The following is a 13,950-nucleotide window of genomic DNA, read 5'->3' on the forward strand; positions in this document are numbered from 1 at the left end:
CAAACGTTGGAAGGACTTGGTGAGGGTTGCGCAGGTCGCGCCGCAGAAGTGTCCGGCTCGCGTTGATCTCTCCCGGCAGAAGGTGTGAGGGGTTCAAATTTCCTCAGCTCTAGCGGACGGGTCGGGAGAGGGCGGCAGGGGAGTGGGCTGGCCCTGTTCATGGCACGTCGTGCGGAGGCGGAAGTACAGCAGCGATGTACAGCAACCGACGGAACCGGACCGTGCCACTACGACACCGATCAGGCCGCTGTGCAGCGGTGCCGTCCTCACCCGACCGCCTTGCCGAGGTCTGGGGGTCAAGGGGTCGTCGGTTCGAATCCGGCCGTCCCGACAAGGTGTTATCGCAGGTCAGATGGCTGGTCCGAGACGTCGGGCCGGCCTTTCTGGCTTCCTGGGGACCACGTCGGTCAAGTGCGTCGGGCCGGTAGCGCATCTTGACCGCTGGTCAAGTCTTGAAGCGTTAATGCGGGATGCCTGCCGAATCGTTCGCTATCTGCATCAAGGCGGCCCGCAAGCGGGCCGCGCCGGCCCGGCCCCGGCCTGCTGGCGACCTTCGGCCGGCATCGGCCGGGCTGGCCGGCCACGCTGATGGCGACAAGAGCATGAAGACCTCGGGGCTCCGCCCCGAACCCCGGCCCTCCTCAGAGATGCCGCCGCGGCTCCCCTCGTCGAGCACCACAAGGGCTACCAGCGGCCCCGGACGGGGCCAAGGTCGTTCGGCTGGTGAGGCGCTCCACCTTGTCCCCGTCCGGGGAGGCTGGAAGGTCTGACGACTGCCCGACGAGGAGATCCGCTTCCCCTGGCGGCCGGGTTATATGTTCTCTCGATCGCCCTACAAGTGGGCGGCATGGCAACCAACCGGGAGGCTCCTGTGGGGGTTCTTTACGACTACTTCCGCGCTTCGGACGACGAGGCTGTCGCAAAGCTGATGACCGCTACCGATGGCGGCCCGGTGGTGCGAGAGGGAGATTCTGCCGTCGTGGATGCCGTAGACGGCAAGGGGATCGATCCGCGCGTCGTCCTCGGCAAGGTCGTCTCGTTCGCCCTCGACGCGCCGTGGGACGCCCACCTAATCGGGGAACGACTTATCTGGCCGGACGGCGCCGGTGAGGACCCTGAGTTCGAAGGACCCTGGGTCGTCGTACTCAGCGAACGCGCCCGGGACGCGCTTGCCGAAATCCCGGACGACCGCATGCCGGGCCTAGCCGATCGGTGGTCACACATCGAGGAGCTGTCCCACTACAGCGACATGCAGCCGGAGGTCATGCTGTCGCGCTTGCGGGAGTTCGTTGGGCTGGCCCGCAGAGCACGCACGAGCGGGGAAAGCATCTACTGCTGGATCTGCCTCTAGCAGCGGTGGACAGCAACGATTGCAGATCATGAGGGGCCGCCTTGGCTGTACAGCCCTTCGTGCAGCCAAGGCCGCCCACTGACGCCGACGTTGCCCGACAACGACGGACGGGCTGACCAGGAGCGCCATCACCTGACCAGCCATCCACGATCTCCTTCTAATCTGAAGGCCCTTGTGCCGTCTGGCGTTCAGCCCTGCCAGCGTGTTGAGTCAAAGCCCATGAAGGCGTTCCGGCTTCATTCACGCCACTGCCCTCACGGCCAGCCCGATGGGGTGCGCCGGCTCGACATCGACACCGACTACGGCGCCTTCCCGGTCTGGACCCGGGTCACGCTGCCCCCGGTGCATGGCCGGCCGCCGAGAGAGGTGTGTGCCTCCGTTGGCCCCGAGCACCTACAGATCTCCGCCGAGCTGGCTGCCGACCTGCAGGCCTGGGCGAGCTGGCAAGACCAACACCAACACGCCGCATGGCGTGGACCGAGCGACAAACCGGAGCCCTCGACCGACGAAGATCAGGCGCGTTGGCGTGCCAACGGCCGGATTCTCGCTGAACGCTTGGCGCGAGAGACCGGCGATGAGGTCGTTTACCAGTGGCCCTCAGACGGCAGAGATCCGGAGTGCACCTATTGCGGAACCGGCGGCTCTCGCACGGTCCGCATCCAGTCCGCAAGAGGGTGACGGAAGGCGAGGAAGTGGTGTGAGATGTCGAGAGCCGTTTCCGCTGCTAGAGCCCGGTATCCGCAGGCGGGTCGAGAACGCAACTTGATCTCATAATCCTCCGGTCGCGCCGTGCCCGTTGCGTGCCTGTTGGCACGGGTGCCGAGGGTCAACGGCGGTCGGCTCCTGGAGGTGGCCGCCAGCCTGGCAGCGCAGGCCGGACCAGCTCCTTGCCGAGCCGCTTCCGCCCGTGTCCACACTTCCTAAACCGCCTGCTGCGGTCGCTGGAGCGTGTCAGCGTTCCGGGGACCAAGTGGGGACCACACGGCCTGCGCGATGGTGCGCGGCACGACGTCGACCGCACGGCCTGATCTTGGGGATAGCGTGTGTGACGTGCGGGAACGCTTACCAAATCGTCCTGGGGGTCAAGGGGTCGTCGGTTCGAATCCGGCCGTCCCGACCGGTTGACCTGGGGAGATGAAGATCTTCTCAGGTGGCGGCGGTAACATTCGGTAACGGATGATCTTTATTGGCGGTAACGGCGCGGACCGTGGGCCGCCGGTCAGCTGACTATGGAACGCTCTGACCTGCCGTTTCATCTGCATCCCGGATGAAGCGGCATTGTGGTCTCTTGATTCCGCGTCAAGCGCTGTAGATGTTGCCAAGTGTTGCTACGGCGGGCGGTTTGACGAGCCCTCGGTGTGCGGCAGGATCACCGGCTGGCTCTGGTCCTGATCTTCCTCAGGTGACGGGCCTTCGAGCCTGGTGATTCATCCCGTGGGCGTGTGATTGCCTTCCCGATCTTCGCAGTCCCGGCAGAGCTGCTCGGCGAGTTGTTTGACGGGATGGGTGCGGCCGGCGCTTGTTCTGATCGGCCGTCGCGCACCTGCGGCCGGATGGGCGGGTGATGGTCGAGAACCCGCCGGTGCCACGGGTCAGGGTGCCCGGTGTTCGAACTCTGCCCGAATCTGCCGGAACATGTCGTGCTGGTCGTCGGACTGAGGGAAGCCTATGAAGGTGACCATGCCGATGGTGTGGTCGTCGACCCATGTGCAGAATTTGGTGAGGCCGTCCTTGCTTTGGCTGCTGCCGCAGCCCGCCACGCCGCCGAGCGGACCCGGGGGAACCGGTACTACGTCGGTGATGGCCGGCCGGGCGGCGAACACGTGACTCAGTGCTGCGTCTGGAGCGGTGACAGTGCCGGACACCCCATTGACCAGGATGACGCGGTTGTCGCCAGGGCGGTGCACTCCCAGCTCTCGCGAGTACTGCTCCTCCACCGGCGTGTAGGCGGTGCCCACGGCGCTGGTCGGCTCACCTTTCAGTAACTTCCTGAAGCCATCGGTATCTTCCATGGCTGGCTTGCGCAGCCGTCGGTCGACCGACTCGTTCCAGCTGCCCAACAGCTTCTCCGGCTTGTCGAGTCGCATCGCAACGGGGGAGTGTGACGGGTCTCCGCTGGTCGCGGGGACGGTATCGGCGAGTCGTGAGCACGCGGTCGTTGCAAGCAGCCCCGCCGCAGCCAGGACCGCGACAAGCACGGTGCGCCGCGGGTCGATGAGCTTCGTTCTCGCCATGCGCCACTTCCTTCGTCCGGTCGCTGGCGCACGATATCCCACACTGATCCAGGGCTGGCGCCCGCTGCACGCCGGACAGCTTCCCGTGACACGGTCGACTAAGGGACGCGCAGGCCCATTGGCAAGGATCACTGTGGTTCACTACATGCGATCGACCTTGATCTCCGGCGCAGACGAGACCGTCCTGATTCCGGATGGGGGACCCGTGGCGAGTCCTATCGAGACCAGCGTCCGCTGACGGGGACACGCCCGGACGGTAGATCTCTTGGCAGCTGATGCTGCACCCATCCCGATCGGCGCATACCCGTCCGTGGATGTGGCACGCCGGCGCAGCCGATTGCCGGCCGCGCTGTGGTCGGACGATCTCGGTCATCTTTATGAACAAGTAGGAGGTCAGACAAGCGTCCCCGAAGAATGGTCGGAGGTCTCAGATGGCAGGCGCGTGGTGTCGCTGTTGTGATGGCGCTGGCCGCCGGGATGACAGTGCCGTTCGAGACGGTGCCGGCTGCGGCTGCGGCGCCCTGCACGACGGAGGTGGCCAGCCTGGACGAGTCCGAAGCACTCGCTGCGGCGAAGCGATTGGGCTCCTCGGTAGAAGTCACGAGCTTGAAGACAGAGACCTCGCGAGTCATGGCGGACCCAAGGGGCGCCCTGGCCATGGAGTCGTACGCCGTGCCGCAATGGACGAAGGACCGTCGGGGCGGTGGCTGGCAGAAGATCGACACCAGGCTGCAGCGGGCCGCTGACGGTACGTTGACGCCGATGGCCACACTGGCCGCCGTTGCGTTCTCTGCGGGCGGGGCAGGCCCCGCTGTACGCCTAGCGATCGAGGGCGGACATGTTGAGTTGGCGTGGCCGGGCGCGTTGCCGACGCCGCGGTTGGAGGGTGACACGGCTGTCTACGGATCGGTACTGCCGGGTGTGGACTTGCGTCTGCGGGCGTTGGTCGACGGTTTCACCTGGGTGCTTGTGGTGACGTCACCGCAGGCAGCGAAGAATCCCGCGTTGGACGAGTTGCGGTTCGGCCTGAGAACCACCGGCTCTCTGGCGAGGCGTCCTCGTCCCAGCGGCGGATTTGACGTCGTAGACGCGTCAGGCCGGGCGGTGGTGTCAACCGGCAGTGCGCTGATGTGGGATTCGTCGGGGCTGATTCCGGCCGCCCGGGCGGCGAAGAGTCTTGAGCTGTCGGAGGTTGCCGCGCAGGAGAGGCGCGAGGTGGTGCGCGCGGCGCCGGATTTGGCGCGCAAGGCGGAGTTGGCGACGAGGATGGAGGGGGCGGACCTCGTGATCCGACCCGACCTGTCGCTGCTGCGGGGGTCAGAGGCGGCGTATCCGGTAGTCATCGATCCGTGGACGACGATCAACAAGGGTGCGGTGGGGCTACGCCAACACCACCAACGCGACCAGAGATGACGGAGTCGCGCGAGTTGGCCTCAACCCGGATCAGTCAGGTGTCTACCGGTCCTATTTCTCCTTCAACCCTGACCAGTCTGTGGCAAGACGATCCGATCGGCGAAGTTCCTGACTGAGATGACACATTCATGGGACTGCGTCAACCCCCCCGGTGAACCTCTGGCGTACCGTCGACTTGACCACGAAGGGCACGCAGTCATGGTCGGGGCCTAGCTTCTCGCTGTGGCTGGAAGAGAGATCAGGCCGTGCGCACAAGCCCTCCGGCGATGGGGAACGCTGCTTCAACCGCCTCAAGCAGTGGCGTGACCTGGCCACCCGCTACGCCAAACGCGCATCCCTCTACCGGGCCAGCCTCGTCCTGATCGCCGCCATCATCTGGCTTCCATGATCGGCAGGAAAGGCCCTAGTCGATACCCGCCGCGACCTGGTTCCCGCCAATTTCCTGTGCTTTGCTGGGAACTTTCCGGCCGGTCGAGCGACAGGGGCCCGCGGCTGGCGGGCATGGCGCCGGCGTACGTCCCACGTCATAATCACTGCATGGAGGATATGAACAGGACGATTCGGCAGAACAGCTTGTTCACCCCCGAGGCGCGGAAAAACCCGACCCGCGTGTTCCACCGGATTCGGGCGGAAACCCCGGTGACCTGGGTCCCGGAGCTCAACGCGTACCTCGTCACCCGGCACGCGGACATCGTCGCCGGAATGAAGGACCGCCGCCTGGCCAACGCGAACATGGCCCAGGGTCTCCGGCGGCTGAGTCCCGCCGAGCAGGACGAGCTGCTGCCGCTGCGCGCCTCGATCGACATGTGGATGGGGCACACCAACACCGCTGACCACGTCCGCTTCCAGCAGCTGTTGAAGCGGTACTTCACGCGCGCCACAGTGGACGCGCTGCGCCCGCGGGTACGGGAGTTGACCCACGAGCTGCTCGACGCCGTGGCGCCGCAGGGCCGGATGGACGTGGTCAAGGACCTTGCGTACCCGCTGCCGGCGAACGTCATCGCCGAGATGCTCGGCATGCCGATCCGCGACCGCGAGCTGCTCCAGGCCTGGTCGCGGGACGTCCTCGCGGTCTTCCAGATCGCCAACCTGGCCCGGCTGCGCCAGTGCCAGCGCAGCATCCTGGAGATGCAGGACTACCTGCGGCCACTGCTGGCGGAGCGCCGGCAACGGCCGCGCGAGGACGTGCTGAGCACGTTCGCGGCCGCCGAGAAGGACGGCCTGGTCACCGAGGACGAGATCGTCGCCAACTGCGTGCTGCTGCTGTTCGCCGGCCACGAGACGACGGCCCACCTCATCGCGAACGGGCTGCTCCTGCTGTTCCAGAACCCCGAGCAGCTCGACCTGCTCAAGGAGAAGCCAGAGCTGACCCCGTCAGCCGTGGAAGAGATGCTGCGCTGCGACGGCCCGGGCGGGAGCGTCGTGCGGACGACCACCGAACCGGTGGTGATCGGCGACGTGCCCATTGCGGCGCACCAGATCATCTACCTCGCCATGGTGGCCGGCAACCGCGACCCCGAGGTGTTCGACGAACCCGACCGTTTCGACATCACCCGTACCCCCAACCGGCACACCGCGTTCGGCATGGGCGCGTCCTACTGCCTGGGCGCCGCGCTGGCCCGGATGGAAGCAGACGAGTGTTTCCGCATCCTGCTTGATCGTTTCCCGGACCTGCGCTTGGTCGACGCGACACCGGACTGGCAGGCCAGCTCGCCGTTCCAGCAACACCTGAACACGCTGCGGGTCGAGCTCACCGCCCGCGACTGACCCGGCCGCCGGCCCTCCGGCCGCCCGCCCTGCGGGTGCCGGAAACCCTGTCCGTGCAGTTCAGGCGGCATGCTCGTATTCGTGGAGGAGTCCGCCGAGGCGGTCGCGGCGGCGGATGGTCAGGTGCGTGATCGTGTCTGGGTTGGTGATCGGTCTGGGCAGCGGACGCAGCGGCCGTGCGTTGGAAATCCCGCGGTGGGCTCGGTGCTCGTTGTAGTGCCACTCGTATTGCCGAAGGGCGTGCAGGAGGTCGCGCTGGTTGAAGTTCAGCATGCGGTCGAGCAGCTCATGGCGGCAGGTCTGAATCCAGCGTTCCAGGATCGCGTTCATCCGGGGCATCTGGACGCCGGTGAGGACGACCCTGATCCCTTGTCGGCGAGGATCGTGTCAAACAGCGCCGGGTATTTGCCGTCCCGATCGCGGATCAGGAAACGGGCCTGGCAGCCGGCGTCGTGGAGGTCCATGCCGAGGTTGCGGACCGCTTGGGTGACCCAGGCGGCGGTCGGGTGGTCGGTCGCGCCGAGGATCCGAACCCGTTGTGTGACGTGCTCGATGGTCGCCAGGACGTACATCCTGGCGCCGGTCAGCGTCACTGTTTCGAAGAAGTCGGCGGCGATGATCGCTTCGGCCTGGGACCGCAGAAACGCAGCCCAGGTGTGGGAGGTGCGGTGGGGTGCCGGATCGATACCGGCCTCCTTGAGGATCTCCCAGACGGTGGACGCGCCGACCTTGACATCGAGGACGAGCAGTTCGTCGTGGATGCGCCGGTACCCCCACGAGTTGTTCTCCCGAGCCAGGCGCAGCACCAGCACGCGGATCGAGCGGACTGTCGGCGGCCGGCCGAGCCTTCTCGGGCGGGAGATGCGGGCGTGCCGGGCAGCGATCAGGTCACGGTGCCAGCGAAGCACGGTCTCGGGACGAACCAACAACCGGATCCGGCGCAGCACGTCGCGGGGGAGTCGGTGCAGCAGAGCGGCGAGCAAGGCACGATCAGCGAGAGCGAATCGGACCTTGTGGCCGTGCATCTGCCGTTCGAGGACGGCGATCTGGTGTCGCAGGGCCAGAATTTCCGCGTCCTTGGCCCGATCGCTCATAGGCAGCAGCCGCAGCATCGCCAGCGCGTTGGTCATGCCGAGGAACGCCAGTCGTAGGAGCACAACCAGGCATCCTCGCCCAGTGGTGGTCACCGATACGAGCAGCCTGGACAGGTCGAGGTGCACAAGATCTCGTCCTGGCCGTCAAACCGCCATGACCAGGGCGGACGTCATTTCCGGCACCCGCAAGGCGAAGGACTAATATGTCGGGATGACTGTTTTTCGTGTCGCTATATCAACGGATGACGATGAAGCTGCTGGTGCGGTTCAACTCCTGATCAGGGTTGAAGCCAGCGGCGGCGTGTACCGGATCGCTGAGATAACGATGCGCAGCAGTGGCCCGGCCGGTTTGACTGTCAGCTCGCTGCCTGAGATAGATCTTGAGGCGATCGGGCAGGCACTAATTGGGGGCGCGGGAGCCTCGCGTGCCAGTAGTTCGGCAGTGGGGGCCGGCGCGGCGGCTGGAGTCGTTGGTCCCAGCGCGCCCGCTGGCGGTCGGGTTACGACTCGCAGGCGGTCCGACACTCAGCAGTCGGTTGACGGTTCGGCGGATGATGGCCGGCTTGCCGCGGTGCAACCCGCAGAGGCGCCGCGCCATCAGGGGACGGGGTCGGGCCGCGCCTACCGGCGCATGCCTGATGCGGAAGAGCTCAGGGCCGTGTACGAGGCCGCTGGTACCGTCACCGGCGTCGCCGAACACTACGGGGTTCCGCGGCACACCGCGAAGGGTTGGATAGGCCGGTTGCGGAAGCTGAACGGTAAACCATCGTAACAGTGTGCTGCCCGTGGTCGGGCTCACCGCATAAAGGAGAGCTTTGATGAGCGAGTACCTCATCACAGTTGAGCGGGTTGGCGGCAGCGGGCAGATAAGGGTCGTTGTGGACCTGGCCTCAGCTGGCCCTACCCTCCGGGAGATTTCGGTACGGCCTGACGACGGTGGCTCCGCCGTGCCGCAGACGCTGGCTGAGCTGGACTTTCGACAGGTTATCGAGATTGCGTTTCGGCTATCCGGAGAGGCGGAAACCCCTGGCTCGGTGCCAGACATCGTTGACAGACATGACATAGAACGAGACGAACCTGCGCAGCCAATCGACGGAGGGCGGACGTCGGCGCCTGCGGACAAGGTGCCGCCCAGACGCGTCGGTAAGCACGTAAGCGACATGCCGCCCGACTTCCCCGTCAAGTACTGGAAGATGGGGAGTGCGGCGAGGGTCGCCGAGCACTACTCGGTTCCCCGGCAGATCGCCAACGGCTGGATCAAGGAGCTGCGACGAACCGGTAAGGCGCCGGATCCATGGCGCCAGGGACGGACGCGCGGGCGGCCACTCTGAGCCAGACCATGTCGCACGCCTCCCGGACACGGGTTCAGGCCGCTGCAGGCAGAACGTGAGTGCGAATGACCTTGCCGACGTCGGCTTGCGGGCCGAGAACCCGTACGAATCCGTTCCAGGCGTTCCCACACCGGGACGACGCTCGGCGCTGGCGGTCCTGCACCCGGTTGAACGCGGCCCGTCGGGCCCCGTAGCGGCGGTATTGATCGCAGCGCCGGTGGGGCGCACCGTCGTGGCGGTAGGCTTACGGCCGCCCTAGGACAGGTAGTGCGGGCCACGCACACCTCGGGGAGGGGCCCCATGAGTCCATCCAACGACATGGCTGGCAATTTCGCCACCAATGCGGATCCGATGACTCGCTTGATGGGCTGCGCAGCAGTCCATCCTCGCTGGTCTCCCGCGGCCCGGGTCTCCACGTGCCGGCGTACGCTAGGCGACCTGCTAATCGTGTGCTGCGATGGGTGACCGACGCGATCGACGAGAACTGGCGCGGAACGGCCGTACGGGCCTCATCTATCCGAAATGGTTAGCGGCGATCGTCTGGGCGGTCGCCTGCACCGCCGGGTCCTCCGCCGGGTCGCGGCGCGACGGCGGTTCACGACGGCCACCGCGTTCCTCAAGGTCGCGGTTGCCGAGTCGGCCGATGACGATCCGCGGAAGGTCAAGCTTCGCCGCGAGTGCCCGGACTGCCGAGGGCCGCACGGACGCCCTGGAGTCGTCGGAAGCACGCTCAACGTCTCCCTCACGCATGCCGGCGACCGGGTGGCGGTCGCGCTGTGCGCGGACGCAGCCGTCGGAGTAGACGTCGTGCAGGTGATCGCCGGCGTCGACGTCGACAGCATGCTGGGACTGGTGCTCAGCGACGCCGAGCGCGCGGACTTCCGCGCTGTTCACGGCCGGCCGGCCCGGACCCAGGCATTCTTCCACTGTTGGACGCGCAAGGAGTCGGTGCTGAAGGCGACCGGCGACGGGCTGCGGATCCCGATGTCGAACCTGACAGTGTGGGCGCCGCGCCGCGCGGCCCGGCCCGGCTGACCGGCTTCATCGACCGCCCGGACCTCGTCGGGACGGCGCAGATCGTCGATCTGGATCCCGCACCGGGTCATGTCGGGGCGGTCACAGTGTTGTCGGTCCGGCCCGTGCGGGTCCGCCGCGAACGCGACGGGCGCGGAGGCGTTTGCCGCCACCGGCTTTGTCCGCTGACCCGGACCGGCGGTCAAAGCCAGCCGAACTCGCCGGTGTCGCCGAACGACACGACCAGCCGGGCCGCGTCATCGCGCCACTTCTTCATGATTGCGGTCATTGCGCCGGGCCCTTGACAGGGTGCGCGGAGATTGAGAATCGTGTATGGAGAAGTCGTTCCGGTGAAGAAAACTCCCACGGGGAAGGATCATTGATGCCTCGTCCACGTTCGCCCCTTCGGCCGTGGGATCGCCGTTGATTGCCGGGCGGCTCGTCACGCTACCTCGACCGCCGCCGCTCTAGGCATCGGCTCCCAGGGCCCAGCGAGTTAGCCCGGTCGTGAATTGCACAACCTCGTCATTGCCTTCGTTACGTAGCATCAGGTTCACCGTGTTCCGAACGCAGAGCCCTGAGCTTCTTGATCGCGGGCTGCATGGTTCACCTCGAAGTGTCTTTCCAATCAGGTTGGGGCAGTCGGCTGCTCCAAGTCGGGCCTGGCCTTAGTAACGCTTCCTGGGGGAGGTAAGCGGTTCATGTGAACGACTGCCTAGGCAATTAGCGGATCTGCCGCATCTCATGGATCGCCTCACAAGACGATCTAGGATCACCAGTCTCTCGTGGACGGCGGCCCTAGTTGATTTGCCATGTGAAAGGGCCACCAGCTGCTATGGATGATTCTGGACGGGTTCTGGGACTAGATCGGGCCGCTGTCGCCCGGCTCGCGCAGTGGTGTCGCCCGCTGGGATCGAAATGGTGACACGACCGGCAGATGGTGCGCTGCCTCCTGTTCGGACAGTAGAGCGGGGACCGTTGGAGGTTCGTGCCACAAGAGCAGGATTTCGGCTGCGGAATGGCCTGCTTCCGGCGACTGGCCGAGTGGCGCGAGGCGGGAGTTCGGCAAGGCCTGCACGAGGTACTGCCGGTCGATCCGCATGCTGCGGACATACTCGACTGGCTGTAGGCGCTGTTCGACAATTCGTACGCGTGGGATCAGAAGGGCGACCCACGATAGGTCGGCAGCATCGAAACCGGCTCGAAACGTCATGTCATCATCGAAGGCGCGAGTATCCCGCTCGCTGCCAGTCTGACCGTCGGCAACCGGCTCGACGTCTCCAGTTCACGCCGCTAATCAACTCCGTCCCAATGGTGCGAGCACTGCGGCGGCTCTGCCGCCTGCCGGATGCGCTCGAATCCGATCGAGGCTATGGCGACGAGATCTGCCACGATCAGAACATCGCGCACTGCATTTTCGCTGAACTCGCTACAAGGCAAGGCCGATTGGCGCTCGCCAGTGGGCGTGGATCGAACCGTCGCATCGCTGCACTGTTCCTCCGCGATTGGGTCCGCTGGCAGATTCTCAAGGAGCATTCGCCAAATTCCTCACGCGCCCGGCCTGCCGAATCATTGCTAATGACGTCTCGTCAAACGATTCAGTGTCAAGACTCCGACCGCGTGGCGCTGACCTGTTGGCCTGTGATCGAAGATCACGTGTAGGTCAGGTGACTGTGTGAGCCCAGTCGGGGGCGTCACACCGGCAGGCTCACTTCCAGGCCGCTGGTTCGTGTTTTCCGCAGTGTGGATTAGAATATCTGAGGATGGCGATGTCTGAGACCTTCAGCGATGTCTGAGACCACCCGAGCCCAGGATAGTGCGATTGCCGTTGTTGGTGTGTCGTGCCGTCTGCCACGCGCCGCTGGTCCGGCAGCATTCTGGACCCTGTTACGCGATGGGCTGGACGCGATCTCATCCACTCCTGCTGATCGCTGGGGCGTCACTCCGTTCGACCCGGGCAATCCGCACCTGGGCACAGGGTATGGGGGCTACCTTGACGGGGTTGACCAGTTCGATGCTGGGTTTTTCGGGATTTCGCCACGGGAAGCTGCCGCCGTTGACCCGCAGCAGCGACTGACGCTTGAGCTGAGCTGGGAGGCGCTTGAGGATGCCGGCGTCGTGCCGGAGCGAATTAGGGGCACCCGCGTCGGGGTGTTCATCGGTGCGAATAAGGATGACTACGCAACCCTATTGCGCCGGTACGGTTTGGAGGCAATCACTGCGCACAGCAACACCGGCCTGCAGCGTGGCATGATCGCCAACCGGGTATCGTATACGCTCGGGTTGACTGGACCGAGCATCACCGTCGATACCGCCCAGTCGTCGTCGCTAGTTGCCATTCACCTCGCCTGTGACAGCCTGCGTCGCGGCGAGTGTTCCAGTGCAATTGTCGGCGGTGTTATTCTCAATCTCAGCTCAGAGGCTGCCGTTGAGTTGTCGAGGTTCGGGGCACTGTCGCCGGACGGCCGCTGTTTCACATTTGATGCCCGGGCCAACGGGTTCGTGCGCGGCGAAGGCGGTGCAGTAGTTGTACTGAAACCGTTACGGCAGGCATTGGTCGACGGTGACCACGTGTATTGCATCATTCGCGGCAGCGCTGTCAACCACGATGGGATAAGCGAAGGTCTGACGGTTCCTAGTGCCTCCGCGCAGGAGGAGGTCATTCGGTTCGCGCATGAGCGCGCAGGCGTGCAAGCAGCAGACATTCAGTATGTCGAGCTGCACGGCACTGGCACGAAGGTTGGTGATCCGATCGAGGCGGCCGCGCTGGGCGCGGCCGTTGGCAGGCCCCGCCGTGCTTACGGTCCACTGCGAGTGGGATCGGTTAAGACGAACATTGGCCATCTTGAGTGTGCCGCGGGTATCGCCGGATTGCTCAAGGTGATCTTGGCAATCTACCATCGCCAGATTCCGGCCAGCTTGAACTTCCGGCAGGCGAGTCCGTGGGTTCGGCTGGAGGAACAGAACCTACAGGTTCAGACGCAGACCACTGGATGGCCGGATCCCAGCCGGCCGCTGGTTGCGGGCGTTAGCTCGTTTGGCATGGGCGGCACCAACTGCCACGTCGTCGTAAGCGAGGTCGCCGACGTTGAGGTTGTTGAGAGTGTCAGGCTCGGCGGGCCGATGGGGTCGGCGCCGTTGGCACTGTCGCTGTCGGCGAGAACGGCCCGTGCGTTGGGTGAGCAGGCGATGAGGCTACGGGCGTTCGCGACCGAGCAGCCGGAGATCTCGGCCCGGGATGTGGCCTGGACTCTGGCCACCGCCCGGTCGGTGTTTGCGCATCGGGCGGTGGTGGTGGCCGGGGATTTGGACGGGTTCCTGGCCGGGTTGCAGGATCTGGCCGGGTTGCAGGATCCGGCCGGGTTGCGGGATCTGGACGCCTCGCCGGTGGTGGTGCGTGGTGTCGCGGCCGGTGCGGGTAGCGGGCCGGGTCCGGTGTTCGTGTTCCCGGGTCAGGGAGCGCAGTGGGTGGGCATGGGTGTGGCGTTGTGGGACGCCGAGCCGGTGTTCGCGCAGGCGATGACCCGGTGCGCGCAGGCGTTGGCGCCGTTTGTGGACTGGTCGTTGCGCGAGGCGTTGGCGGATACCGCGTTGCTGGAGCGGGTGGATGTGCTGCAGCCGGTGTCGTGGGCGGTGATGGTGTCGCTGGCTGAGTTGTGGCGTTCGGTGGGAGTGACGCCGGCGGCGGTGGTGGGACACAGCCAAGGAGAGATCGCCGCGGCGTGTGTGGCCGGTGGCCTGTCCTT

Annotated in this window: 12 protein-coding genes and 1 pseudogene; 9 read left to right on the forward strand and 4 right to left on the reverse strand. The window is 65.7% G+C overall.

The window, feature by feature from the left end; genetic code table 11:
- Window positions 1-847 precede the first annotated feature (847 nt).
- Together AB0883_RS29735 and AB0883_RS29740 are read left to right on the forward strand one after the other, a co-directional pair.
- Complete coding sequence (locus AB0883_RS29735) at window positions 848-1,351, forward strand: hypothetical protein (RefSeq protein WP_366644586.1); 504 nt, start codon at window positions 848-850, stop codon at window positions 1,349-1,351.
- 219 nt (window positions 1,352-1,570) lie between these two features.
- Window positions 1,571-2,029, forward strand: coding sequence for a hypothetical protein (locus tag AB0883_RS29740; protein ID WP_366644587.1), 459 nt, complete (start codon window positions 1,571-1,573; stop codon window positions 2,027-2,029).
- Between the two features lie 914 nt (window positions 2,030-2,943).
- Here AB0883_RS29740 and AB0883_RS29745 read toward each other — a convergent pair.
- A complete protein-coding gene (locus tag AB0883_RS29745; protein WP_366644588.1) occupies window positions 2,944-3,585 on the reverse strand; it encodes a hypothetical protein in 642 nt (213 codons plus the stop codon).
- A 459-nt stretch (window positions 3,586-4,044) separates the two neighbouring features.
- Here AB0883_RS29745 and AB0883_RS29750 point away from each other — a divergent pair, with 459 nt between their 5' ends.
- The 3 genes and pseudogenes from AB0883_RS29750 (at window position 4,045) to AB0883_RS29760 (ending at window position 6,765) form a co-directional block, all read left to right on the forward strand.
- Window positions 4,045-4,998, forward strand: a complete 954-nt coding sequence (locus tag AB0883_RS29750) for a hypothetical protein (protein WP_366644589.1) — start codon at window positions 4,045-4,047, stop codon at window positions 4,996-4,998.
- A 271-nt stretch (window positions 4,999-5,269) separates the two neighbouring features.
- Window positions 5,270-5,386, forward strand: a pseudogene (locus tag AB0883_RS29755) (IS5/IS1182 family transposase); the annotation flags it as partial.
- A gap of 251 nt (window positions 5,387-5,637) precedes the next feature.
- Window positions 5,638-6,765 carry a cytochrome P450 gene (locus AB0883_RS29760; protein ID WP_366644590.1) on the forward strand — a complete coding sequence of 376 codons (1,128 nt, stop codon included), beginning with the start codon at window positions 5,638-5,640 and terminating at the stop codon, window positions 6,763-6,765.
- A gap of 60 nt (window positions 6,766-6,825) precedes the next feature.
- Here AB0883_RS29760 and AB0883_RS29765 read toward each other — a convergent pair whose 3' ends face one another.
- Window positions 6,826-7,095 (reverse strand): integrase core domain-containing protein, encoded by a 270-nt coding sequence (locus tag AB0883_RS29765; protein ID WP_366644591.1) that lies wholly within the window; start codon window positions 7,093-7,095, stop codon window positions 6,826-6,828.
- Window positions 7,092-7,895 (reverse strand): transcriptional regulator, encoded by an 804-nt coding sequence (locus AB0883_RS29770; protein ID WP_366644592.1) that lies wholly within the window; start codon window positions 7,893-7,895, stop codon window positions 7,092-7,094. Before AB0883_RS29770 ends, AB0883_RS29765 begins: the two co-directional genes overlap by 4 nt.
- 782 nt (window positions 7,896-8,677) lie before the next feature.
- Here AB0883_RS29770 and AB0883_RS29775 point away from each other — a divergent pair.
- Both AB0883_RS29775 and AB0883_RS29780 read left to right on the forward strand, forming a co-directional pair.
- Window positions 8,678-9,190 (forward strand): hypothetical protein, encoded by a 513-nt coding sequence (locus AB0883_RS29775; protein WP_366644593.1) that lies wholly within the window; start codon window positions 8,678-8,680, stop codon window positions 9,188-9,190.
- 522 nt (window positions 9,191-9,712) lie between these two features.
- Entirely contained in the window at window positions 9,713-10,225 is a 513-nt protein-coding gene (locus AB0883_RS29780; protein ID WP_366644594.1) for a 4'-phosphopantetheinyl transferase superfamily protein, read from the forward strand.
- Between the two features lie 181 nt (window positions 10,226-10,406).
- Here the strand turns inward: AB0883_RS29780 and AB0883_RS29785 are convergent, their stop codons facing one another.
- A complete protein-coding gene (locus AB0883_RS29785; RefSeq protein ID WP_366644595.1) occupies window positions 10,407-10,571 on the reverse strand; it encodes a hypothetical protein in 165 nt (54 codons plus the stop codon).
- A 944-nt stretch (window positions 10,572-11,515) separates the two neighbouring features.
- Between AB0883_RS29785 and AB0883_RS29790 the strand changes: the two genes are divergently transcribed.
- Window positions 11,516-11,866 (forward strand): hypothetical protein, encoded by a 351-nt coding sequence (locus AB0883_RS29790; RefSeq protein ID WP_366644596.1) that lies wholly within the window; start codon window positions 11,516-11,518, stop codon window positions 11,864-11,866.
- A gap of 126 nt (window positions 11,867-11,992) precedes the next feature.
- Window positions 11,993-13,950: type I polyketide synthase (locus AB0883_RS29795; RefSeq protein WP_366644597.1), on the forward strand; the 1,958-nt coding region annotated here is incomplete at its 3' end.

The sequence above is a fragment of the Micromonospora sp. NPDC047812 genome (genome assembly GCF_040704175.1).
Taxonomy (GTDB): domain Bacteria; phylum Actinomycetota; class Actinomycetes; order Mycobacteriales; family Micromonosporaceae; genus Micromonospora.

What these genes read in the sequence shown, in the direction of transcription:
- AB0883_RS29735 (WP_366644586.1), top strand. Translation starts at nt 848, where the DNA reads ATGGCAACCAACCGGGAGGCTCCTGTGGGGGTTCTTTACGACTACTTC.
- AB0883_RS29740 (WP_366644587.1), top strand. Translation starts at nt 1,571, where the DNA reads ATGAAGGCGTTCCGGCTTCATTCACGCCACTGCCCTCACGGCCAGCCC.
- AB0883_RS29745 (WP_366644588.1), bottom strand. Translation starts at nt 3,585, where the DNA reads ATGGCGAGAACGAAGCTCATCGACCCGCGGCGCACCGTGCTTGTCGCG.
- AB0883_RS29750 (WP_366644589.1), top strand. Translation starts at nt 4,045, where the DNA reads ATGGCGCTGGCCGCCGGGATGACAGTGCCGTTCGAGACGGTGCCGGCT.
- AB0883_RS29765 (WP_366644591.1), bottom strand. Translation starts at nt 7,095, where the DNA reads ATGAACGCGATCCTGGAACGCTGGATTCAGACCTGCCGCCATGAGCTG.
- AB0883_RS29770 (WP_366644592.1), bottom strand. Translation starts at nt 7,895, where the DNA reads ATGACCAACGCGCTGGCGATGCTGCGGCTGCTGCCTATGAGCGATCGG.
- AB0883_RS29775 (WP_366644593.1), top strand. Translation starts at nt 8,678, where the DNA reads ATGAGCGAGTACCTCATCACAGTTGAGCGGGTTGGCGGCAGCGGGCAG.
- AB0883_RS29780 (WP_366644594.1), top strand. Translation starts at nt 9,713, where the DNA reads ATGGTTAGCGGCGATCGTCTGGGCGGTCGCCTGCACCGCCGGGTCCTC.
- AB0883_RS29790 (WP_366644596.1), top strand. Translation starts at nt 11,516, where the DNA reads ATGGTGCGAGCACTGCGGCGGCTCTGCCGCCTGCCGGATGCGCTCGAA.